General features: G+C 74.8%; 19 protein-coding genes. 14 read left to right on the forward strand and 5 right to left on the reverse strand.

The annotated features are described in order from the left end of the window. Positions 1–71 precede the first annotated feature (71 nt). Positions 72–1595 carry an MFS transporter gene (locus D7M15_RS15420; RefSeq protein ID WP_121518044.1) on the reverse strand — a complete coding sequence of 508 codons (1524 nt, stop codon included), beginning with the start codon at positions 1593–1595 and terminating at the stop codon, positions 72–74. A gap of 384 nt (positions 1596–1979) precedes the next feature. Here D7M15_RS15420 and D7M15_RS15425 point away from each other — a divergent pair, with 384 nt between their 5' ends. The 3 genes from D7M15_RS15425 to D7M15_RS15435 all read left to right on the forward strand — a co-directional run bounded on the left by D7M15_RS15425 (position 1980) and on the right by D7M15_RS15435 (position 6617). Then, positions 1980–2402, forward strand: a complete 423-nt coding sequence (locus tag D7M15_RS15425; RefSeq protein WP_121518045.1) for a subtilase-type protease inhibitor — start codon at positions 1980–1982, stop codon at positions 2400–2402. Between the two features lie 375 nt (positions 2403–2777). Then, positions 2778–6011, forward strand: a complete 3234-nt coding sequence (locus D7M15_RS15430) for a glycoside hydrolase family 2 TIM barrel-domain containing protein (protein WP_121518046.1) — start codon at positions 2778–2780, stop codon at positions 6009–6011. Between the two features lie 141 nt (positions 6012–6152). Continuing rightward, a complete protein-coding gene (locus D7M15_RS15435; protein WP_121518047.1) occupies positions 6153–6617 on the forward strand; it encodes a DUF2000 domain-containing protein in 465 nt (154 codons plus the stop codon). 141 nt (positions 6618–6758) lie between these two features. Here the strand turns inward: D7M15_RS15435 and D7M15_RS15440 are convergent, their stop codons facing one another. Then, entirely contained in the window at positions 6759–9608 is a 2850-nt protein-coding gene (locus D7M15_RS15440) for an FAD/NAD(P)-binding protein (RefSeq protein WP_240649321.1), read from the reverse strand. A 219-nt stretch (positions 9609–9827) separates the two neighbouring features. Between D7M15_RS15440 and D7M15_RS15445 the strand changes: the two genes are divergently transcribed. Beyond that, a complete protein-coding gene (locus D7M15_RS15445; protein ID WP_121518048.1) occupies positions 9828–10331 on the forward strand; it encodes an Rrf2 family transcriptional regulator in 504 nt (167 codons plus the stop codon). Between the two features lie 42 nt (positions 10332–10373). On the opposite strand, the gene D7M15_RS29525 is transcribed toward D7M15_RS15445, so the two are convergent. Further along, complete coding sequence (locus D7M15_RS29525) at positions 10374–10859, reverse strand: ATP-binding protein (RefSeq protein WP_346428810.1); 486 nt, start codon at positions 10857–10859, stop codon at positions 10374–10376. Then, positions 10823–11230, reverse strand: coding sequence for a hypothetical protein (locus D7M15_RS15455; protein WP_121518049.1), 408 nt, complete (start codon positions 11228–11230; stop codon positions 10823–10825). Before D7M15_RS15455 ends, D7M15_RS29525 begins: the two co-directional genes overlap by 37 nt. Before the next feature lie 221 nt (positions 11231–11451). Here D7M15_RS15455 and D7M15_RS15460 point away from each other — a divergent pair, with 221 nt between their 5' ends. From D7M15_RS15460 to D7M15_RS15475, 4 genes are all read left to right on the forward strand, one after another. Beyond that, on the forward strand, positions 11452–12282 hold the full coding sequence (locus D7M15_RS15460) for a helix-turn-helix transcriptional regulator (RefSeq protein WP_121518050.1): 831 nt from the start codon (positions 11452–11454) through the stop codon (positions 12280–12282). Continuing rightward, positions 12279–12500: a DUF397 domain-containing protein gene (locus tag D7M15_RS15465; protein ID WP_121518051.1), complete on the forward strand. Its 222-nt coding sequence runs from the start codon at positions 12279–12281 to the stop codon at positions 12498–12500. Before D7M15_RS15460 ends, D7M15_RS15465 begins: the two co-directional genes overlap by 4 nt. Before the next feature lie 26 nt (positions 12501–12526). Further along, a complete protein-coding gene (locus D7M15_RS15470) occupies positions 12527–12748 on the forward strand; it encodes a DUF397 domain-containing protein (protein WP_121518052.1) in 222 nt (73 codons plus the stop codon). 118 nt (positions 12749–12866) lie between these two features. Further along, positions 12867–13640, forward strand: coding sequence for a PH domain-containing protein (locus D7M15_RS15475; RefSeq protein ID WP_240649661.1), 774 nt, complete (start codon positions 12867–12869; stop codon positions 13638–13640). A 23-nt stretch (positions 13641–13663) separates the two neighbouring features. On the opposite strand, the gene D7M15_RS15480 is transcribed toward D7M15_RS15475, so the two are convergent. Next, positions 13664–15982 carry an excinuclease ABC subunit UvrA gene (locus tag D7M15_RS15480; RefSeq protein ID WP_121518054.1) on the reverse strand — a complete coding sequence of 773 codons (2319 nt, stop codon included), beginning with the start codon at positions 15980–15982 and terminating at the stop codon, positions 13664–13666. A 251-nt stretch (positions 15983–16233) separates the two neighbouring features. On the opposite strand from D7M15_RS15480, the gene D7M15_RS28485 reads away from it, so the two are divergent. From D7M15_RS28485 to D7M15_RS15505, 6 genes are all read left to right on the forward strand, one after another. Then, positions 16234–16410 carry a hypothetical protein gene (locus tag D7M15_RS28485; RefSeq protein ID WP_165906263.1) on the forward strand — a complete coding sequence of 59 codons (177 nt, stop codon included), beginning with the start codon at positions 16234–16236 and terminating at the stop codon, positions 16408–16410. A gap of 8 nt (positions 16411–16418) precedes the next feature. After that, positions 16419–17159, forward strand: a complete 741-nt coding sequence (locus tag D7M15_RS15485) for a hypothetical protein (RefSeq protein WP_121518055.1) — start codon at positions 16419–16421, stop codon at positions 17157–17159. Then, positions 17156–18403, forward strand: a complete 1248-nt coding sequence (locus D7M15_RS15490) for a hypothetical protein (RefSeq protein ID WP_206337371.1) — start codon at positions 17156–17158, stop codon at positions 18401–18403. The genes D7M15_RS15485 and D7M15_RS15490 overlap by 4 nt, the downstream gene beginning before the upstream one ends. Beyond that, positions 18400–19347: a hypothetical protein gene (locus D7M15_RS15495; protein WP_121518056.1), complete on the forward strand. Its 948-nt coding sequence runs from the start codon at positions 18400–18402 to the stop codon at positions 19345–19347. The genes D7M15_RS15490 and D7M15_RS15495 overlap by 4 nt, the downstream gene beginning before the upstream one ends. A 143-nt stretch (positions 19348–19490) precedes the next feature. Beyond that, positions 19491–20612 (forward strand): serine hydrolase domain-containing protein, encoded by a 1122-nt coding sequence (locus tag D7M15_RS15500; protein ID WP_240649662.1) that lies wholly within the window; start codon positions 19491–19493, stop codon positions 20610–20612. Between the two features lie 136 nt (positions 20613–20748). Beyond that, entirely contained in the window at positions 20749–22002 is a 1254-nt protein-coding gene (locus D7M15_RS15505; protein WP_240649323.1) for a lactonase family protein, read from the forward strand. The last annotated feature ends 8 nt before the right edge of the window (positions 22003–22010 follow it).

The following is a 22010-nucleotide window of genomic DNA, read 5'->3' on the forward strand; positions in this document are numbered from 1 at the left end:
CCGGGGCGCAACCGATGCTATGCGGAGGGGGCCCGCGCGGCCGGGCACGCCGTACGCCGCCGCGCGCTGCCTCACGTACGGGCCGGTGCCCCCGCCCGTTCCGCGCGGTGGAGGAGGGCCGCGGCGAGGACGCCGCCCGCCAGTACGGCCGCCGCGCCCGCGAGTTGGGCCGTGCCGAGCGCGTCCGCGAACGCGTCGACCGCCGCGCGCCGTTCCGCGCCCGTACGCGCGTCGGCGAGGGCCTCCGGCAGCGAGCCCGCGTCGGCCGTGCCCGGCAGCAGCGCGCCGAACCGGGCGCCGAGGACGGCGCCGAGCACACCGACGCCGAGGCCGTTGCCGAACTCCGCGAGCGTGCCGTTCACCCCGGCCCCGACGCCCGCCCGTTCGGGCGGGATCGCGGACATGACCGCGTTGGCCATGGCGGGCATCGCCAGGGCCGTACCGGCGCCCATCACGACCAGACCGAGCAGCATCCCGTCGTACGAGGCCGCGCCGAGCGTCGCGACCGCCGCGAGCCCGGCGGCCATCGCCCCCATGCCGTGGAGCACGAGGGCCGGGGTGCCGAGGCGGGCGAGCAGGCGGGCGCCGAAGCCGCCGAGGTTGAGGGCGACGGTGGTGAGGGCGAGCGGCGCGGTGCGCAGACCGGCCTCCAACGGGCCGTAGCCGAGGACGAGTTGGAGGTGCTGGGTGAGGAGGTAGAGGGAGCCCGCCATGCCGAAGGCGACGAGGACGCCGCCCGCGACGGCGCCGACGAACCGCTGGTCGCGGAAGAGGCGCAGGTCCAGCACGGGGTGCGGGACGCGCCGCTCCCACAGGACGAACACCGCGAGGAGGCCCGCGCCCGCGGCGGCGGGTACGGCGACGGGGGCGGAGAGCCAGCCGCCGTCGGCCTCGGGCCCGGAGATGATCGCGTACACGACGCCGACCATGCCCACGGTGGAGAGCAGCGCCCCGACGGCGTCCGGGCGCGTGCCGGAGGGGTCGCGGGACTCGGGGACGAGGACGGCGACGCCGACGGCGGCGCACGCGACGACGGGGAGGTTGACGAGGAATATCGCGCCCCACCAGAAGTGGTCGAGGACGAGGCCGCCGACCAGCGGCCCGGCGGCGAACCCGAGGGAGCTGACGGCGCCCCAGACGCCGATGGCCCGGGGGCGTTCGGCGGCGTCGAAGACCTGCGCGACGACGGCGAGGGTCGTGGTCATGAGCAGTGCCCCGCCGACGCCCATGCCCGCGCGCGCGGCGATCAGTTGGCCGCCGGTCCGCGCGCATCCGGCGAGCAGCGAGCCGGTCCCGAAGAGGGCGAGCCCGGCGAGCAGCATCCGCCGCCGACCGTAGCGGTCGGCGGCGTTGCCCGCGGTGAGCAGCAGGCCGGACTGGACGAGCGCGTACGCGTTGATCATCCACTGGGTGTCGGCGGTGGACGCGTCGAGGTCGGTGGTGAGGGAGGGGATCGCGACGTTCAGGACGGTGTTGTCGAGCAGCACGGTGAGCTGGGACAGGCACACGACGGCGAGGATCAGCCAGCGTCGGGGGTGACCGGCGCCGGGCTGGGAGGCGGGGGGCGGGGTGGGGCGTGCGGCGGGGGCGGGCATCGCGGTCCTCTACGGCGTAGGGGAGGTTCGTCGTACAACGTAGAGGAGTCGCCCGGGGGCCGGCCCGAGAGGGCGCGCGGGGGCGTGGGTGGGGGCGCGCGGGGCGCGGTGCGCGGTCGGCCACGGCGGCCTCTTCCGGCCAACTTCCGTACCGCCCCGACTCGTACGGAGACACCGCGTGACCTCCGCGGGGTGCGCGCGTGTCCGTGACGCCGCTGGTCACGAGTCCGTGTCCGGACGGCAACTCGCTCGTACGGGCGGTTACTTCACGCTGTCGAGTGACTACGTGTCGTTACCGGAATTGACCGGTCGAGGTGCGCGCCGACGCTCCCCGTGGCGAGACTCGCCCCGCAGTCCGTCACATCAAACGGAAGGTCCCACGACATGCGGAATCCGATCAGGTCGGCGATGGCGATCCCGTTGCTGTCCGCGGGGGCGCTCCTGGCGCTGAGCGGTACGGCCACCGCCGAGCCCGCCTCCCTGTACGCCCCCTCCGCGCTCACGCTCACGGTCGCCGAGGGCGGCGACGCGAGCGCCGCCGCGCCCGCGCGCGCCGTGACGCTCAGCTGCCGGCCGACGGACAGCGGCACCCACCCCGCGCCCGCCGCCGCCTGCGCCGAACTCCGCGGCGTCCACGGAGACTTCTCCGCGCTCGGCGCCTCCGGCACCGGCGCCTGCCCGATGGTCTACGCGCCCGTGGTCGTCACCGCGCAGGGCGTGTGGGAGGGCGAACGCGTCGACTTCGAGCGCACCTACGGCAACGGGTGCGTGCTGGCGGCCGAGGGGACGCCGGTCTTCGACTTCTGACCGACGGGTCGACCGCCGACCGACCGCCGGGCGCGCGCCCCGCCCCGCGACACCCGTACCACCGACGTCCCGCGGCCTCCCTGACACGCGGGACGGGCCGCCACCGCCCAGCGGCCCCGCCGGGGGCGGCTCCGGAGCAGCGCGCTCCGTGGAGCCGCCCCCGTTCGCGTGCCCCGGGGGCCCGGAGCCGTACGCCCCCACGGCCGGGGCTCCCGACACGAACGGTTCAACAACCCGCCGCGCCCGGGTCATTGACATCGCTGACCGCCCGGCATGGGATTCCCTGCGGGAACCAGATCAGAAATGTTCGTTCTTGAGTGCTTTCCGGCCGGTGATCCCCGCTGGCCGAGCACATCGGGTCAGAGAGGACATGCGATGAGCCCTGCACGACCCCCCACCCGCCGGAGATTCCTCACCGCCGCCGGAGCGGCCGCCGGGATGCTGGCCGTACCGTCCGCCCAGCGCGCGGCGTTCGCGGCGGACGCCGCCCCCGGGACCGCCGCCCCCGGCTCGGAGTGGAACGCCGACCCGACCACGTTCCAGGTCAACCGCCAGCCGCACCGCGCCGCGCTCGTCCCGTACGAGAACGCGGCGGCGGCACTGGAGGGCAGGGCCGCCGAGTCGCCCCACCACCGCTCGCTGAACGGGAAGTGGCGCTTCCACTGGGCCGAGAACCCGGAGAAGCGCGCCGTCGGCTTCCACCGCCCCGACTACGACGTCAGCGGCTGGGACGAGATCGCCGTCCCCGCCAACTGGGAGCTGAACGGCTACGGCAAGCCGATCTACCTGAACATCGACTACCCGTGGAAGGGCCACGAGGAGCCCTCGTACCCGGACGTCCCCACCGGCTACAACCCCGTCGGCTCGTACCGCCGCACGTTCGCTCTGCCCGACGGCTGGGGTGGCGGGCGCCGCACGCTGGTGTCGTTCCAGGGCGTGAAGTCCGCGTTCTTCGTGTGGCTCAACGGCGAGCGGGTCGGCTACAGCGAGGACAGCTTCACGCCCGCCGAGTTCGACCTGACGCCGTACGTGCGCGGGCCGGGCGAGGGCGAGAACGTGCTGGCCGTCGAGGTCTACCGGTGGTCGGACGGCTCCTGGCTGGAGGACCAGGACATGATCGACCTCGCGGGGATCTTCCGCGACGTGTACCTGTACTCCGTGCCCGAGGTCGGCGTCCACGACCTGTGGGTCCGCACCGAGCTGAGCGACGACCTGGCGAGCGCGGAGCTCCTCGCCGACGTCACCCTCCGGGACCGCTCCGTGAACGGGGCCCGTAAGGCCCCGACGCGCGCGCCGCAGCGCGTGGAGGCGGTGCTGTACGACGCGGAGGGTGAGCCCGTTCTGCCCGAACCGCTGTCGGGGGAGGCCGAGTTCGACGCGGACGGCACGGCCCGGCTCCAGCTGCGCGCGACCGTGCGGGACCCGGCGCCGTGGTCGGCGGAGGACCCCGCGCTAAACACGCTCGTGGTCACCCTCCCCGACGGCGACGGCGACGGCGACGGCGACCCGCTCGACGTGCAGCGCGCGCGGATCGGCTTCCGTACGGTCGCGTGGGGCGACGGGAAGTTCACCGTCAACGGCAGACCCGTGATGTTCCGGGGCACGAACCGGCACGAGATGCACCCCGACACCGGCCAGGTCATCTCCGAGGAGACGATGCTGGAGGACGTGCTGCTGCTGAAGCGCCACAACTTCAACGCCGTCCGCACCTCCCACTACCCGAACGACCCCCGTTGGCTCGACCTGTGCGACGAGTACGGGCTGTACGTCGTCGGGGAGGCCAACCTGGAGACCCACGGCGTCCGCGACACCCTCCCCGCGAGCCTCCCCGACTGGACCGGCGCGTGCCTCGACCGGATGCGCGCCATGGTGGAGCGGGACAAGAACCACCCGTCCGTCGTCGTGTGGTCCCTCGGCAACGAGGCCGGGCAGGGCGACAACTTCCGCGAGATGGCCGACTGGGCGCGCGAGCGGGACCCGTCGCGGCCGGTGCACTACGAGGGCATGAACGAGGTCGCGGACCTGCACAGCGAGATGTACACGAAGCCGGACGCGGTCGAGGCGTACGGGAGGTCGGGCAACCCGAAGCCGTTCATGCTGTGCGAGTACGCGCACTGCATGGGCAACAGCCTGGGCAACTTCCAGGAGTACACCGACCTCTTCGAGAAGTACCCGAACCTGCACGGCGGTTTCGTCTGGGACTGGTGCGACCAGAACCTGCGCCGTGAGATCCCCGGCCGCCCCGGCGAGACGTACCTCTCGTACGGGAAGGACTGGGACCCGGACTACCCGACGGACGACAACTTCTCCGGCAACGGCCTCGTCACCAGCGACCGGCGAGTCAAGTCGCAGCTGCTGGAGGCGAAGAAGGTGCAGCAGACCGTGCGCGCCGCCCTCGACGACCTCGGCGCGGGCACCGTACGCGTCCGCAACCTGCACCTCTTCACCGGCCTCGACGCGTACGAGCTGCGCTGGGAGGTCACCCGCGACGGCGAGCGCCTCCAGCACGGGACGCTGCCCGCGCCGCGCGTCGGGCCGGGCGAGGAGGGCACCGTCACCGTGCCGTACCGCGCGCCGGACGACGTGCCGCCGGGCGCCGAGCACTGGCTGCTGCTGGACTTCGTGCTGCGCGAGGACGCGCCGTGGGCGGACGCGGGGCACAGCGTGGCCGCCGAGCAGCTCGCGTTGGAGTGGGAGGCGCCCGAACCCCCGGAGCCGGAGCCGGGGCCGCCGCTCGACGTGGTGGAGACGGACGACGCGATCACCGTCACCGGGGAGGACTTCGACCTCGTACTGGACCGGGCGACGGGCACGCTCAGCCGCTACCGCGTCGGCGGCCGGACCCTGCTCACCCGGGGTCCGGTGCCGAACTTCTGGCGCGCGCCCGTCGACAACGACCTGGGGCGCGGAGCCCACGAGTCGCTGCGCACGTGGCGTACGGCGGGCGCTGAACCCACCGTCGACGAGGTGCGGTTGAGCCGCCCCTCGGACGGCGAGGTGGCCGTCACCGTGGTCGCGACGCTGCCGACGAGTCCGGCGGAGTCGGCGCTGACCACGGAGTACGCCGTACGGGGTGACGGCGAGGTGCGCGTACGGCACACGCTGGAGCCGGGCGCGGGGCTGCCTGATCTGCCGCTGGTGGGCGCGCTGTTGACGGTGGCGCCGGGCTTCGACACGTTCACCTGGTACGGGCGGGGGCCGCACGAGAACCACTGGGACCGGCACCGGAGCGCGTTCGTCGGCCGCCACACGGCGGCCGTGGGCGCGGGCGTCGCGGTGTACCAGCGCCCGCAGGAGGCGGGCAACGTGACCGGCACCCGCTGGGCGCGGCTCACCGACGGCGACGGCGACGGCCTGGAGGTGCGCGGCGACGAGCCGTTGGAGGTCGGCGCGCGGCACCAGCACCCGTTCGACCTGGAGGGCGTACGCCACCCGCACGAGCTGCGGCAGCGCGAGGAGGTGCTGCTCAGCGTGAACCACCGGCAGGCGGGCGTGGGCGGGAACGACTCGTGGGGCGCGCCGCCGCTGGAGGAGTACCTGCTGCACGCGGACCGCACGTACGCGTACGGGTACCGTTTCCGCGCGGTGACGGGGGAGGGGACGCGGTGACGTACGGGCGCGGGCGCGCGTGGACGCGCCCGCGCCCGTCACTTTCGTACAAGACCGGCGGGCGCGGCCGGGCGGACGCTGGGGACCGGCGGGCGCCCGGTGCCCCGCCGGAACCGAGACGCGAAAGTGAGCTGCCGACCGATGAACACCCCGCACACCCCGCCCGAGCAGGGCGCCCCCTCCGAGCCGCACCGGGTCGTCTGGGACACCCGGATCGCGGTCGTCCTCCGGGAGGGCCTGGCGGACTGGCAGAAGCTGAACGTCACCGCCTTCGTCGCGAGCGGCGTGGCCGCCGCGGCGGAGGGGGTGATGGGCGAGCCGTACGTGGACGGGGACGGCGTCGGGTACCTGCCGATGCTCGGCCAGCCGGTGTTCGTGCTCACGGCGGACGCCGCCCGGATGCGGACGATCCACCAGCGGGCCGTACGCCGTGGGGTGCGGGCCGCGATCTACCCGGAGTCCGTCTTCGCGACGAACAACGACGCCGCCAACCGCGCGACCATCACCGGGGTCGCCACGGCGGACCTGGTGTTGGCGGGGCTCGCCGTGCACGGTGACAAGCGGGAGGTCGACAAGGTGGTCAAGGGCGCGTCGCCGCACCCCTGAAGCCCACCCGGCGCCCGGCGTAGCGCGCTGTTCTCGGGGCACCCTCCGGCACGGAGGGTGCCTCCCTCCGCGCGGTCGCGTGCTCCGCGCGCGCGGAGCACCACTTCCGCGCGCGGAGGGAGGCCCGGAACCGCGCGCGGGTCAGTCGGTCGGCAGTTCCGCCAGCCGCCGCCGGTCCAGCGGGGAGGGCCTGCGTTCCAACCGTTCCTCCAGCAGCCGTCGCCCCGCGTCCGTACGGCCGCCCGCGAGCAGCGCGTACAGCAGCGTGTCCTCGACCACCTCGCGCTGCGCCGCGCTGCCGCCGACCCGGTGCAGCCCGCCCCGTACGCCGCGCAGGCCGGACACCGCCGCGTCCCAGCGTTCCTCCACGACGGCCTCGAAGGCCGCGCACAGCGGCGCGATCACCGCGCGCTGCACGGCGTCCGCCTGCCCGGCGTGGTGCGCGAGCCGCCGCAGCGCGGCCACGTCACCGGCCGCCGCGAGCGCCACCGCGCCGTGCAGCGCGCCGAACGCCCGCGCGGGCCGCTCCAGTTGCGCGCCGTCGACCGCCGTCAGCACGTCGTCCGCCGGGAGCGGCCCGCGCCAGACCCGCGCGAGGTGCGCGCGCCACAGCAGCGAGCCGGAGTCGACGAGGGCCCGCATCCCGCACACCCGGCCGCCTCCGGCGTCCCCGGCGGCCGGGTCGCCGGTGCCCGCGTCCGCGCGTCCCGGCGCCAGCTGGGTGGCCCACCGTCGGCGTACGGCCTCGGCGTCGTCCAGGGCGAGTTCGTGCAGCGCGGCGTGCCACGAGAAGTGCGTACGTTGCGTCGCCGTGCGTCCGCTGCCGACGATCCAGCCGTCCAGCCAGTCCCGTCCGGCCGCGTGGTCGCCGGTCTCGTAGCGCACGTGGGCGAGGGCGTGCACGGCGTGCCCGGCGGCCGGTTCGGCGTCCAGCGCCCGTACGGCCAGCTCGGCCGCCTCCTCGAACCGGTCCTCGCCCTGGCGCAGGAACGCCAGCAGCGACGTGGGGAACCAGTGCCCGCCGTACGCGGGCGCCGCCCGCTCCACCAGCTTCCGCGCGAACTCCTCGTCCAGGTCGTCGAATCCGGAGAACGCGATGGTCGGGACGGCCGTGCTCAGCGCCAGCGCGTCGCCCGGGTACGCGCGCAGGTGCGCGAGCAGGGCCTCGTCGCCGCCGTCGCCGTGCACGCGGCGCGTGACGACGTCGACGAACGAACGTTCCCGCGCGTCCCCCCGGTCCCGTACGCTCCGCTGCGCCTCCGCCAGCCGTCGCGGTACGTCCGTCGCCGCGCCGCCCTCGTGCCCGAGGAGCGCGAGCGCCGCGTGCCCCAGCGCGAAGCCGCCGTCGAGCGCCGTGGCCCGCGCGAACTCCTCGACGGCGCCCGCCCGCATCGCCATGACGCGGTCCAGCCCGGCGGCGTACGCGGTGGCCGCCTCGGTGTGCGTCGACAGGGGCAGCCCGAACGGGTCGGCCGGGCGCACCCGTACGGTCCCGGTGTCGTCCGCGCGCGCGGAGGCCCGTACGGCTGCGGAAGGGGGCTCGTCCGCGCGCGCGGGCAGTACGGCGTCCGCGACGGCCGCCGCCTGTGCGCGGATCTCGGGGATGGCGACGGTCTCCCACAGTTCGCCGCGCCGGGGCGCCCCCAGGGTGAACAGGCCGCGCGCGCACCGCCCTTCGGCGTCCCGCAGTCGTCCGCCGTCGGTCGCGACACCGATGCCCAGCGGTCCGCGTACGGCGAGTCCGGCGTCCAGCAGGGACCGCCACAGGGGGTCGGCCCCGCTGTCCGTGCGCAGCCCCGGCCCGGTGCAGTCCACGACCCGCTGGACGGGCAGCGTACGGCCGTCGGTGAGGGTGACGTCGAGCGGCGCGGACGGGCCGTGCGCGCGTCCGCGCGCGCGGGCGGCGGAGACCACGCGGGCGGCGTCGACCCGCAGGCGGCGCGCGGCGCGGGCGCGTTCGACGGCCTCGGCGGTGGCGGGCGGCATGCGGTGGCGGTGCACGTTCCAGAGGGTGATCTCGCGGTCCAGCACCTCCGTGCGCTCCGCGTCGGACAGCCCCTGCCACAGCCGTGCCGTCACCGGGCGCAGCCCGTCGAAGGCGGGCCGCCAGTCCCCGAACTCCCGCAGCGCGCCCGCGAGGTGCCGCCGCAACGCGGTGCGCAGGGCGGGCAGCCCCGGCGGCCGGTCGGCGTCGGCGAGCGCGGGCGGGGCGGGTACGGGCGGCAGCGGGCGGAGGGCGTGCGGGCGGGGGAGCAGGCCCGTACGGGAGACCATGTGCACGCGGTGGCCCCGGCGTTCGAGGCTGAGCGCGACGTCCACGGCCGTGAGCCCGGCGCCGACGAGCAGCACGTGCCCGGCGCCGTCCGGACCGCCGTCCGGACCGCCCTTCGGTGCCGCGTTCACCTCGCCGTCCGCCGTCCACGGGTGCGCCACGAAGCAGCCCGACGCGCGCAGTTCCTCCGGCGCCCAGTCGCCGCCGCCCGGCGCGGGCCCCGTCGCCAGCACCACGCTGTCGGCGGCCACGGTCCGCCCGTCGGCCAGTACGAGCCGGGCCCGCGCGCTCCGCTGGGGCCACTCGCACGCGGTGGCGCGCGTACGGAGGCGGGTGACGGACGCGAAGCCGCGCGCGCGGATGATCGCCCGGCCGAGGGTGTCCGCGAGGTACGAGCCGAAGCGGTACCGCGACGCGAAGTCCCCGGCGCCGACGTCCGCGTCGCCGTGCCCGCACAGCCAGCGGCGGAAGTGCCCGGGGTCGTCGGGGTAGGCGCTCATGCCGCCCACCGGCACGTTCAGCAGGTGCCGGGGGTCGCGCGTGGAGTACGCCGTGCCGCGCCCCGCCTCGGGCGCCGGGTCGATGAGCACCAGGTCCAGCGGTACGCGTCTGCGTACGGCCGCCTCGCACAGCTGCGTCGCGACCAGCGCTCCGGCGGCTCCGGCGCCGACGACCGCCACGGTGCGGCGGCCGGGACAGCCGCCTTCGACGTCTTCCACGGGGCTCCTCCGGTATCCGGCAGCGTGCGGGCGGATGTTCACTATTTCCGTGAACAATCCGCGCCCGCAAGCCCGGAGTCTTCCCGCGCCCGTCCGCGCCCGTTCTCTCACTCCCCGTGCCCGGTCGCGCTCCGCGCGCGCGGGCGGTGCCGTGCTCCGCGCGCGGAGGGTCGGGAACGGGCCTCGCCGGGCGCGACGGGGGTGTGGGAGATTGCAGCGGTGAGGATCTCAGCGAAGGCCGACTATGCCGTCCGGGCCATGGCGGAACTCGCGCGCGCGCCGGGGCGTCCGCAGAAGGCGGACGACATAGCCGGGCGCCAGGACATCCCCATACGGTTCCTCTTCACCATCCTCAGCGACCTCCGCCAGGCGGGCCTCATCCACAGCGTGCGCGGCCCGGTCGGCGGCTACCTGCTCACCCCCGAGCCCGCCGACCTCACCCTCGCGGACGTGCTCCGCGCCGTGGACGGCCCGTTGGCCAGCGTGCGCGACCTGCGGCTGACGGGGCTGGAGTACGCGGGCGCGGCGGCGGCCCTCCCCGACGTGTGGCGCGCGGTGCGCACCAGCCTCCGGCAGGTGCTGGAGGAGACGACGCTCGCGGACCTGGCGGCGGGCGACCTGCCGCCGCTCGTACGGGAACGCGCCCGCACGTACGAGGACGACGTGCGCACGTACGACGACGCCGCGCGCGCGGGCGGCGACGCGGGCACCCCGCCCGGCTGAGGGACCGGCCGCCCCGCGCCGGGCACCACCGCGCCCGGCGCCTCAGTGGTGCGGCTCCCCGGTCAGCTCGCCCCACACCCGCTTCCCCCTCGGCTGCGCGTCGACGCCCCAGCGGCGGGACAGCGCCTCCACGAGGAGCAGTCCCCGGCCTCGGTCGGCGGTGTCGTCCGGGTCGCGGCGTACGGGCAGGGTGCGGGACCCGTCCGTGACGGCGATCCGTACGGTGTCGCGTCTCGTGCGCGTGACGGTGACCTGTACGTGGTCGGACGCGGTGTGCTCCACCGCGTTGCCGATCAGCTCCGAGACGAGGACGGTCGCGTCGTCGGTGAGGTCGTCGAGGCGCCAGGCGGTCAGCACGGTACGCACCAGGGCGCGCCCCGTCCGCGCGCTCCGCGCCGCGCGCGGCAGGCTCCAGGTGCGGCTCGGCCGCGCGTGCCGTCGGCACGTGGCGGGTCGGGTGTCCGTGCCCGGGACGGTGGGGGCGCACGCGTTCACCACGCCACCGCCCTTCCGGCCGGAGGCGCCCACGCGTACGCCGGTACGGGCGCCGTTACGGGCATCGTCACGGGTACGGGCACCGGCACACGGGCCGTCAACACCGCCCGCTGACCACGCCGTTCGCGCCGTTCGCGCCGTTCGCGCTGCTCGTGCGCGAGGACGTACGGCCGCACGAGCGGCAGCGTGTCCACGACCACCGTGTCGGCGGGCGCGGGCCGCCGCTCCTGCGGGTGATACGGGAGGGCGGCGCGGCAGGTGCACGCGTACGACCCCGCGTACGTTCCCGACCCGGCGACGGCCGCCTCGCGGGGCGCGGGCGCGGGCACGGCTGCGGGGGCGGTGACGGGCGGCGCGGAACGGACCCGCAGCCAGGCGTACCAGCGTCGGACGGTCTCGAACACGGCGGAACTCCTTGTCGGTTCGCGAGGACGAGCCCCTTCCGGACCGCCGGTGCGCGCACACGGCGCGGACAGCACGGGCTCCCTCACTCTGGGTAATGACAGGATCGCTTTCCGCGCGTACTGTCGGAAGGGCTCGGTGTCCCAGCCGCGTTGTGGGACGTCGCGCGCCGCGTGAGAGCTGAGGGACGCCATGACGCGTTCCGCGACGAGGAGTTGACCGCATGGCGGCACGACCGCGTGAACTGACCCCGGACCGCAGCGCCCGCCACCTCTTCGGCGCCGAACTGCGGGCCCGTCGCGAGGCCGCCGGGATGAGCCTGGAGCGGCTCGCCTCGATCGTGCCGCAGAGCCGCAGCCACCTGGCCCGGATCGAGACCGCGGCGTACATGATCCCGCCGGAGCTGCCCGCGCACCTCGACGCGGCGTTCCACACGGACGGCTTCTTCGGGAAGCTGTACGCGCTGGCGCGGCACGAGGTGCACCCGGACCAGTACCGGCGGCGGATGCAGCTGGAGACGCGAGCGCGCGCGATCACCTTCTACGCCGGGCAGTTGGTGCCGGGCATCCTCCAGACCGAGGCGTACGCCCGCGCGGTGTTCCGGGCCAGCAACCCCCAGGCGTCGGAGGGCGAGATCGAGGAGATGGTCGCGGTCCGGCTGAGCCGTCAGGCGCTGCTGTCGGGCGACTCGGCGCCGTACCTCTCCGTGGTGCTGGACGAGGCGACGATACGGCGTCCGATCGGTGGTCCCGCCGTCATGCGCGCCCAACTGGCACGGCTGGCCGGGCTGGTGGACACTCCGACCTGTGTGATCCAGCTGCTGCCCTACAGCCATGGTGAACACGCCCTGCTGGGCGGCTCGTTGAATCTGCTGATGCTGGACGACGGCAACACGGTGGCGTACGAGGAGAGCATCGACACGGGCCAACTGCTGGAGGACGCGGAACGTGTGGCGGCGCGCAGCCGGTCGTACGATCTGCTCAGGGCGTACGCCCTGTCGCCGACAGACACGGCGGCATTCATCCGAGCCGTCATGGAGGCGCTGGAAGCATGAGTGGTATCCCGGACCTGTCGTGTGCCGTGTGGGTCAAGTCGAGCCACAGCAACGGTGGCGGCGGTGAGTGCGTGGAGTGGGCGCCGTCGGTGGCGGCCGGGACGGGTGTGGTGCCGGTGCGGGATTCGAAGGTGCCGTCCGGTCCGGCGTTGGTGTTCGCGCCGCAGGGTTGGTCGTCGTTCGTGACGGCCGTCCGGTCGGGGCGGTTGAGCGCCTGAGTCATGTCCGTTCTGCCGTGAGGAGCGTGAGTCGCGTGCTGGATCTGTCGGGTGCGGTGTGGGTCAAGTCGAGCCACAGCAACGGGGACGGCGGTGATTGCGTGGAGTGGGCGCCGTCGGTGGCGTCCGGGGCGGGTGTGGTGCCGGTGCGGGATTCGAAGGTGCCGTCCGGTCCGGCGCTGGTGTTCCCGCCCCGGGGCTGGTCGTCGTTCGTGCGCGCCGTACGGACGGACCGGCTGACCGCCTGAGCCCGGTCCGTACCGCCGTATCCGTGCGGACGCCGTACGGGAAGCGTGCGGGGCCCGTGCGGGCTTCCGTCGCCTCGGGACCCCTCCCCGCGCGCCACGGCTACTGTCGCCGCTCGTGATGGCAGACGGAATGAACCCCCGCCGTGAGTACCCCTTCACGGGAAGCACCGGCGCGCTCTGGATCGGGCTCGCCCCGCTCGTCCTTGGCGCGGCGGCGCTGGTGCGCGACATCGCCACGGACGACGGGGTGCCCGCCGCCGTGGCGCTGGCGGTCGGGGCGTTCTTCGTCGCCCTGTTCGGCCTCGCGGCGACACTGGTCGTACGGACGCCGGGAGTGACGACGCGGTGCGACGAGCACGGCGTGACGGCCCGCGCGGCGTTCGGCACCCGTACGACGGCGTGGCCGGACGTACAGGGCATCGAGGTCGACGCGCCCCCGTCCGGCCAGATCGCGGCGGAGGGCACCCCCCGGCGGTTCGCCGTGGTCTACGACGCGACGGGCAGGCGCTACTCCCTGCCGAACCTCGACGACCGCCGCTGCGCCGCCCTCGACCACGAGGTGGACCACCTCCGCGCCGTGTGGCAGCGGCACCGCGGCGCGGACTGGCAGCCGCTCACCGAGGTCCAGGACCGGATCACGCGCAGGCGGCACGTGAACGCGCGGGTGGGCCTGGCGCTGATCGTCTTCGTCACGGCGATGTCCGCCTTCGTGGTGGGCCTGGTGCTGTGCGTGGGCCTGCTGATCGGAGGCGCGTACCCGCAGATCGGAGACCCGGACCCGGGATTCGTCGTGGGCACGCTGCTGCACCCGGCGGCGCTGATGGGCGGCCTGCCCGTACTGGCCACGGCGGTTGCCGTGACGATCACCCTGCTCCGCCGCCGGAGCCACTGAACGGTCCGCGCGCCGGCACGCGCTCAGCCGCCCACGTACTCCCGCAGGTGACGGGCCGTCAACGTGTCGCCGTTCGTGACCAGTTCGCGCGGCGTGCCCGCGAAGACGACCTGGCCGCCGTCGTGGCCCGCGCCGGGGCCGAGGTCGATGATCCAGTCGGCGTGGGCCATCACCGCCTGGTGGTGCTCGATGACGACGACGGTGTTCCCGTCGTCCACCAACCGGTCCAGCAGCGCGAGGAGTTGGTCCACGTCGGCCAGGTGCAGCCCGGTCGTCGGCTCGTCCAGGACGTACGTCGCGGACTTCTCCGCCATGTGGATCGCGAGCTTCAACCGCTGCCGCTCGCCGCCGGACAGGGTGTTGAGGGGCTGGCCGAGCCGGAGGTAGCCGAGGCCGACGTCGTTCAGACGGCCGAGCACGGCGCGGGCCTGCCCGGTGGTGAACACCTCGGCGGCCTCGGCCACCGACAGCCCCAGCACCTCGCTGATGTCCATGCCGTGCAGCTTGTACGTGAGGACCTCGGGCGTGAACCGCTTCCCCTCGCACTGCTCGCAGACGGACGCGACCCCGGCCATCATGGCGAGGTCGGTGTAGACGAGCCCGATGCCGTTGCACTTCGGGCAGGCACCCGCCGAGTTGGCGCTGAACAGGGCGGCCTTGACGCCGTTGGCCTTGGCGAAGGCCGTACGGATCGGGCCGAGCAGCCCGGTGTACGTCGCCGGGTTGCTGCGCCGCGAGCCGCGGATCGGCGCTTGGTCCGCGACGACGACGCCGTCGCGCGGGGCGACGTACCCGTGCACCAGGGAGCTCTTGCCGGAGCCCGCGACGCCGGTGACGACGGTCAGCACGCCCAGCGGCACGTCGACGGCGACGTCCCGCAGGTTGTGCAGGTCGGCGCCCGTGACGGACAGGTGCCCGAGGGGTTCGCGCACGGTCGGGCGCAGCCGGGCGCGGTGCTCCAGGTGGCGGCCGGTGAGGGTGTCGGAGGCGCGCAGCCCGGCGAGGTCGCCGCTGTAGCAGACGCGCCCGCCCGCCGTACCCGCGCCGGGGCCGAGGTCCACGACGTGGTCCGCGATGGCGATGACCTCGGGCTTGTGCTCGACCACGAGCACGGTGTTGCCCTTGTCGCGGAGCCGCAGCAGCAGTTCGTTCATGCGCCGGATGTCGTGCGGGTGCAGGCCGGTGGTCGGCTCGTCGAAGACGTACGTGACGTCCGTGAGGGACGAGCCCAGGTGCCGGACCATCTTGACGCGTTGGGCCTCGCCGCCGGAGAGGGTGCCGGAGGGGCGGTCCAGGGAGAGGTAGCCGAGGCCGATCTCGACGAGCGAGTCGAGGGTGTGCCGCAGCCCGGCCACGACCGGCGCCACGGACTCGTCGTCGACGTCGCGCAGGAAGTCGGCCAGGTCGCTGATCTGCATGGCCGAACACCGGGCGATGTTCACGCCGTTGACGGTCGAGGAGAGCGCGGGCGCGGCGAGCCGGGTGCCGCCGCAGGCTTCGCAGTCCGCGAAGACGACGGCCCGGTCCACGAACGCTCTGATGTGGGGCTGCATCGAGTCCCGGTCCTTGCTCAAGTACGTCCGGTGGATCTTGTTGACGAGGCCCTCGTACGAGATGTTGAGCCCCTCCACCCTCACCTTGGTTACCGGCTTGTGCAGCAGGTCGTGCCACTCGGTCTCGGTGTAGTCGCGGAGCTTCGTGTCCGGGTCGTAGAAGCCGGACTTGGCGAGCACCTGCCAGTACCAGGAGTCGACCTGGAAGCCCGGCGCGGTGACGGCGCCCTCGTTCAGGGACAGGTCGCGGTCGAGGAGTTGGTCGAGGTCGATCCGCGAAGTGCGGCCCATGCCCTCGCAGTCGGGGCACATGCCCTCGGGGCTGTTGAAGCTGAAGGCGGTCGAGGTGCCGATGTGCGGGGTGCCGAGGCGGCTGAAGACGATGCGCAGCATCGTGTACGCGTCGGTCGCGGTGCCCACGGTGGAACGGGAGTTGGCGCCCATCCGCTCCTGGTCCACGACGATGGCCGCGCTGAGGTTGTGCAGGCTGTCCACGTCGGGGCGGCCGAGGTCGGGCATGAACGACTGGACGAACGCGGTGTACGTCTCGTTGATCAGGCGCTGCGACTCGGCGGCCACGGTGCCGAAGACCAGCGACGACTTCCCGGAGCCCGACACCCCGGTGAACACGGTGAGTCGGCGCTTCGGGATGTCGAGGGAGACGTTCGCGAGGTTGTTCTCGCGGGCGCCGCGCACCTGGATGACGTGGTTCGCGTCGGCGGTCGTGACGGGCGCGGGCGCCTGCGTGACCTGCGGAGACGGCTGAAGCAGGGGCGGTTGGGCGGGCATACGGGCGCTCCGGGGGAAGTCGGGGGAGGGCGTCGGGGCGGGCGGCGGCCAGGTGACGCTACTCGGCGCGGGCCCGGTGGGGCGAGCGGATTGCGCGGGAGCGGGCGCGGTGCTGGGCCCGTACGGAGCCGTCGTGCGCGGGCCGAGGGGCGGGCGCCGTGGGGACCTGTCCGGCTGCGTTTGCGAATCGGACATAAGGGTCTTTTACTGGACATGCACGACGTAATCGAGTGCTACAGGAGTGATCCAGGATGTCGGTCGAGACAACTCTCCCCCTCGCGACAGAAACCATGGCGGACGACGTCGAAGCCCTGCTGAACCCGACGGAGGCGGACGGCACGTTCCGTGACTCGGCCGAGTGCGCGGTGCTGCTCCTCGCCGGAGGCAAGGTCCTCCTCGCGCCCCCGACCCCGCGTCCGAAGGGCTGACGCGGATCGTGGAAGCGCAGCGTTCCGACGCCACGAGCCGACTCCCGGACGTGGTGCAGGAGTTCGCGTCAGCGGTCGTCCCCGCCCTTCGGGGCGGGGACGGCCGTTTCGACGTGGTGGGCACGGTGCTCACCCCGGCGGACGACCCGGTGGCGGTGGCGGCCGTACGCGTACTCGGCGCCGACGTACTGGCACCGCGCACGCTCGCCGGGCGGACACCGACGGAGGCCGACCTCGCGCTGTTCGAGCACGCGGTGCGGGCGTTCCCGCCGAAGGCGGGAGGGTCGGCGCTGAGCGCGTGGAGCCACCGCGGCATGCGCGCGGCGCTCGCGGCGGCGCGGGCCGACGGCACCGCGAGAGCGGGCGACGGCGACGTACCCGACACCGCGTGGGTCGCCGAGCTGAGCTGGCAGCGGATGACGCACCAGCTCGCGCAGTTGGCCGCCCTCGCCGTACCCGGTCTGGCGCCGCCCCTCGCGGAGGCCGTCGCCGCCCGCCCGGTGGACCTGGCACGCGGCTTCGTACGGGCCGTACGCCGCCGCGACTGGCTCCAGGCGGCCGGTGCGGGGCGCTGGCTGGCGATGACGCCCGGTACGCCGGAGTCCCTCGGGCTGGCCACGGGGCTCGACTTCGTGCACCACATGGGCGGGGCCGACGCGCGCGTCGCCCTGCACGTGCAGGCCGCCGCGGTGCTGCGGTCGCGGGGCGACGGAGCGGCCACGCCGTACGCCGGGTCGGTGCGCGCGTGACGGCCCCGGGCGGCGGGCCGCCGGGGCGCGCACGGGAGCCGGGTCCGAACCCGCGGAACGGGTCCGGGCAGGGGCGGGGGAACGAGCCGGGGCCGGGCGCCGAGCGGCACGGTGAGGAGACGCCCGGCCCCCCGCCCGCCCTGCTGGAACGCGTGTCGCTCGCCGCCCTGTCCTGGCTGCGCGCGCACCTGACCGACTTCCGGCTGCCGGAGCGGGTCACCGACCCGCACGTCGACCGGAACACCACGCTGAAACCCCTCGGCGAACTCGCCCAACTCACCCTCTCCACTCTCCGGTCCAGCCCGCCCGGCAGCGAACAGCACCGCCTGTCACGGGAGATGCTCGACTTCGCGTGGCGCGAGACGGGGCGCGGCGACCTGTTCCTCAGCCTCGTACGGGGCGAGCCGCACGCCACGTACCCCATGGAGCTGTACGGCGCGTTCGCGGAGGCCGGTCTGCGGCACGCGGCGTTCGAGGAGTACGCGCGTTTCGCCGTCACCACGCGCGCGTGGCAACTGTGCGAGTACGAACCGACGCGCGCGCTGGGCCTGTTCAACACCCTGCGCCGGATGGGCGTCGCGACCCACGGCTCGGTCGGCCTCGGCGGGACCGAGGCCGCGGAGCACGCCGAACTGGCACGTCGTACGTGGCTCGGCGGGCTGGCCGAACCCTGGGCCTTCGAGGTGCACGCCGGGTACGCGATGACGCACCACGTCTTCCACGTCACCAACTGGGGCGAGGCGCCCGCCCAACTCCCCGCCGACCTCGGTGAACACCTCGCGCGCTGGCTGCCGCCCTGGCTCGACGGGTGCGTCGAGTGCGAACAGTGGGACCTCACGGGCGAACTCCTCGCCGTGGCCGCCTGCCTGCCCGAGCCGTACGCGCGGGCGGTGCCCGTCGCGGACGCCTGGCACGCCTTCGCGGGCGCGCAGAACGTCGCGGGAGCCGTGGCGGAGGACGGGCCGCCGCCCGTACGGGAGACCGCCGACACGTTCCTGGACTGCTACCACTCCACGCTGGTCGCGGCGTTCGCGGGCGTGCTCGCCGCCGACCGGCTCCGTACGCCCGCGAGCGCGCCCGCCGGAACGGGCGCGGGTACGCCCGCCGGAACCGGCGGGGGCGGCGACCCCGGGCACGCGCCCGCGCCCGCACCCGTACGGCACCGCGCCGCCGCCGCGCCCACCGGCGCGGGCCCGCACGCGCCGCACGTGACCACGACCGCCCCCGGTGGAGGACGCCCATGACGACGCCCACGGCCCCCGCGACGGCGAGCCCCCAACTCCTGCACCAGGTCGGTGCCGGAGCGCTCGACTGGCTCGCCGCGCACCGCACGTACTTCCGCGCCCGTACCGACGCGGACACCCCCGGACTGGAGATCATGGAGCGGTTCAAGCCGCTCGGTGAACTGGCCATCATCGGGAAGGTCCTCTTCCGCGAGGGAGTGGCCGGTTCGCAGCAGTCCGTGCTCGTCCGCGACCTGCTGGACTACGCCTGGCGGGAGCTGCTGGAGGGCGGCGAACTCCTCGTGTGGGCACAGCAGAAGGAGTTCCTGTCGCCCGTCTCGCTGGAGCTGTACGCCCCCTTCAACGAACTCGGCTACCACCACCCGCGGGTCGAGGAGAACGCCCGCCTCGCCCGCGCCACCGCCAGCTGGGCCGCCGTCGAGATGCACCCGAACCGGCGCCTGGGCATGTCCCGTGTCGAGGCCCGCGCGGGGCTGGCGCCGAGCGTCGACGTGGCGGAGGCCGCCCGCCGCACCTGGCTGGGCCGTACGCCCGAACCGTGGTCGGTGGAGTACCACATCGCGTACGACATCACCCACACCGTCTTCCACCTCACCGACTGGGGCGAGCACCCCGAGGGGCTGCCCGCCGACATGGCCGACTACCTCGCGCTGTGGCTGCCCGTCTGGATCGACGACTGGGCCGACATCGGGCACTGGGACCTGCTCGGCGAACTCCTCGTCGTGGACGCCTGCCTGCCACGGCCCGCGCTCGACGCGCGCGCCTGGGAGCGGTACGCGGCGGCGCAGACGCCCGGCGGGGCCATGCCCGTACGGGGGCCACTGCCGGAGGGCGACCCGTCGGACGTGTTCGACGTGGTGTACCACCCCACGCTCGTCGCCGCGTTCGCGTCCGTCATGGCCACCTCGCGCGCCATGTCGGCGCTGACGGGGGCACCGTCGTGAGGGAGGCCACCGGGCAGGAGGTGACCGGGCGCGAGGCGACCGGGCGGGCGCCGGGCACGGACGGATCTCCGCGCGCGCGGGCCGCGTTGCCCGCGGCGGGCGCCACGGGTGTCTCCGACGCGGCCGTCTGCGGCGACCGTACGGTGGCGGAGCGGCTGCGCGCCGTCGCCGCCGAGGTGGACGCCCCGGACGTCGTCCTCGCGTACAGCCGCCACGGCGACCGTACGGTCGTCACCGGCGGCACGGCGCCCTGCCCGGCGACCGCGCGCGAGGAACTGCGGTACGAGATCGGGTCCGTGTCGAAGACCTTCACCGGCCTCCTGCTGGCCGTGCTCGCGGACCGCGGCGACCTGCGCCTCACCGACCGCGCCGCCGCGCACCTGCCCGGCCCGTCCGGGGCACCTCGTACGGCGGGCCACCGGCGCGGCCGCCACCGGCGCACGTCGCGCCCGTACCCGCACCCGCGCCCGTACGTGCCGCCGCCCGCGCCACTGCCCCTGGCGGCACGGGCACGCGCGCACCCGCACCGGGACGCGATCACGCTGCTGCACCTGATGACGCACACCGCCGGACTGCCCGCGCTGCCCCGGGACTTCTACCCGCAGGGGCTGCCGCGCTGGAACACCGCCCCGTACGCGGGCTACGGCACCGAACGCCTCCTCGACGCGTTCGCGCGCAGCCGCCCCCGGCACGCGCCCGGCAGCCGCTGGCACTACTCCAACTTCGGCGTCGCGCTCCTCGGCACCGCCACCGCGCGCGCGACCGGCACCCCGTACGCGGAGCTGCTGGCACGGCACGTACTGGCGCCGCTCGGGCTGTGGCACACGGGGCTCGCCCCGGCGGGGCCCGGCGTGGACGCGACGGGGCGGCGGAAGGACGGGGTCACCGAGCTGCCGCCGTTCGAGGCCGGGGCGTTCACGGCGGCGGGCGGCGTCCGGGCCGCCCCCGGTGACCTGTTGACGTTCCTGGAGGCCCAACTGCGGCCGGAGGAGACGCCGTTGCACGCTGCGCTGACCGCCGTACGGCTGCCGCTGCTGCGCCGTGGTCTGGGGCACCGGCACACGCACACGTTGACGTGGTTCCAGCACTCCGCCGGGGACGGCCCGCTGTACTTCCACGGGGGCGCCACGCTCGGGCAGGAGGTGTTCCTCGGCTTCCGGCCCGACACGGGCACGGCGCTCGTCGCCCTCGCCACCCGCCGCCACACGCACGCGTCCGTGCTCGCGCGAAGGGCGTACGACCTGCTCGCGGAGGCGCCGCTCTGACACCTGCGCGCGGCGGACCGGGGACGTCCGGGCCGTGCGCGGCGCACCGTTCCGCGGCAATGGTCTGGACCTCCTGCCCGTAGCGGTCCATGCTTCTGGTCGGTACATGCCATGCCGTCCCGTGAAAGGCCGCAACGTGTCCCCACGACCCGAGCGCACCCCCCACGCGCACCCCGGCACCACACCCGCCCCCGAGAACACCCGCGGCCCCGGCCGCCGTGCCGTCCTCGGCGCCGCCCTCGGCGCGGGCGTACTGGGCGCCGGAGTGCTCGGCGCGACCGGCTCCGGCGGCGCCTCCGCCGCCCAGCCGAACCCGGCCGGACGCCCCGCGGACGCCCGCCGCGGCGCCGCCGAGACGAAGGCCGCGTTCCTCGGCACCTTCGGCGCGGGCATCGTCAGCTGCACCTACGACACCGCCACCGGCGCGCTGACGCAGACCGGCAGCTTCACCGAGGTGACCGATCCGACGTTCCTCGCGCTCGGCCCGTCCGGCGACGTCCTGTACGCCATCGACGGCGCCGGACCCGAGGGCGCCGTACGGGCGTTCGGCGTCGGGGAGGACGGCGCGCTCACCCCGCTGGGCTCGGCGCGGTCCACCGGCGGCGCCGGAGTCACCCACCTGTCGGTGCACCCCGGCGGCGGCCACCTGCTCAGCGCCAACTACGAGGCGGGCAGCGTCGCCGTGCACCCCCTCGGCGACGACGGGGCGCCCGGCGAGCGCACCGCGCTCGTCCAGCACGAGGGCTCCGGGCCCGACCCCCGGCAGGAGGGCCCCCACGCCCACCAGGTCGTCACCGATCCGGAGGGCGCCTGGGTCTTCGCCGTCGACCTCGGCACCGACCGGGTCTACACGTACAAGCTGGACACCGGCAGCGGCGCCCTCGAACCCGTCTCGGAGGCCGCGTCGGAGCCGGGCGCGGGCCCGCGGCACCTGGTGTTCCACCCCACGGAGCCGTACGCCTACGTGGCCAACGAGCTGGACAGCACCGTCACCGCGTACGCCTACGACGCCGCGACCGGCAAGCTCACCCCCGGCGAGTCCTGGCCGACGCTCCCCGACGGTGAGGACCCCGGCGACCGCAACTACCCGGCGGAGGTGGTCGTCTCGGCCGACGGGAAGTACCTGTACCTCTCCAACCGGGGGCACGAGAGCGTCGCGTGGTTCGCCGTCGAGGACGGCGGCGCGAAGCTCGCGATCGCCGGGACCGTACCGTGCGGCGGCTCCTGGCCCCGGCACATCAGCCTGTCGCCGTCCGGCGGCGTGCTCTTCTCCGGCAACGAGAAGGGCAACAACGTCGGCGTCTTCACCGTCGACAAGGAGAGCGGCGAACCGACCGCGTCCGGCGACCCGTTCGCCACCGCGTCCACCGGCTGCGTCCTGCCGACCTGAGCCGCGCC

Origin of the sequence: Streptomyces sp. Z26, assembly GCF_003665095.1 — a bacterium.
GTDB classification, from domain to species: Bacteria; Actinomycetota; Actinomycetes; order Streptomycetales; family Streptomycetaceae; genus Streptomyces; species Streptomyces phytohabitans.

Coding starts and splice junctions, on each gene's coding strand:
- D7M15_RS15420 (WP_121518044.1), bottom strand. CDS start 1,595: ATGCCCGCCCCCGCCGCACGCCCCACCCCGCCCCCCGCCTCCCAGCCC.
- D7M15_RS15425 (WP_121518045.1), top strand. CDS start 1,980: ATGCGGAATCCGATCAGGTCGGCGATGGCGATCCCGTTGCTGTCCGCG.
- D7M15_RS15430 (WP_121518046.1), top strand. CDS start 2,778: ATGAGCCCTGCACGACCCCCCACCCGCCGGAGATTCCTCACCGCCGCC.
- D7M15_RS15435 (WP_121518047.1), top strand. CDS start 6,153: ATGAACACCCCGCACACCCCGCCCGAGCAGGGCGCCCCCTCCGAGCCG.
- D7M15_RS15460 (WP_121518050.1), top strand. CDS start 11,452: ATGGCGGCACGACCGCGTGAACTGACCCCGGACCGCAGCGCCCGCCAC.
- D7M15_RS15465 (WP_121518051.1), top strand. CDS start 12,279: ATGAGTGGTATCCCGGACCTGTCGTGTGCCGTGTGGGTCAAGTCGAGC.
- D7M15_RS15475 (WP_240649661.1), top strand. CDS start 12,867: ATGGCAGACGGAATGAACCCCCGCCGTGAGTACCCCTTCACGGGAAGC.
- D7M15_RS15480 (WP_121518054.1), bottom strand. CDS start 15,982: ATGCCCGCCCAACCGCCCCTGCTTCAGCCGTCTCCGCAGGTCACGCAG.
- D7M15_RS28485 (WP_165906263.1), top strand. CDS start 16,234: ATGTCGGTCGAGACAACTCTCCCCCTCGCGACAGAAACCATGGCGGAC.
- D7M15_RS15495 (WP_121518056.1), top strand. CDS start 18,400: ATGACGACGCCCACGGCCCCCGCGACGGCGAGCCCCCAACTCCTGCAC.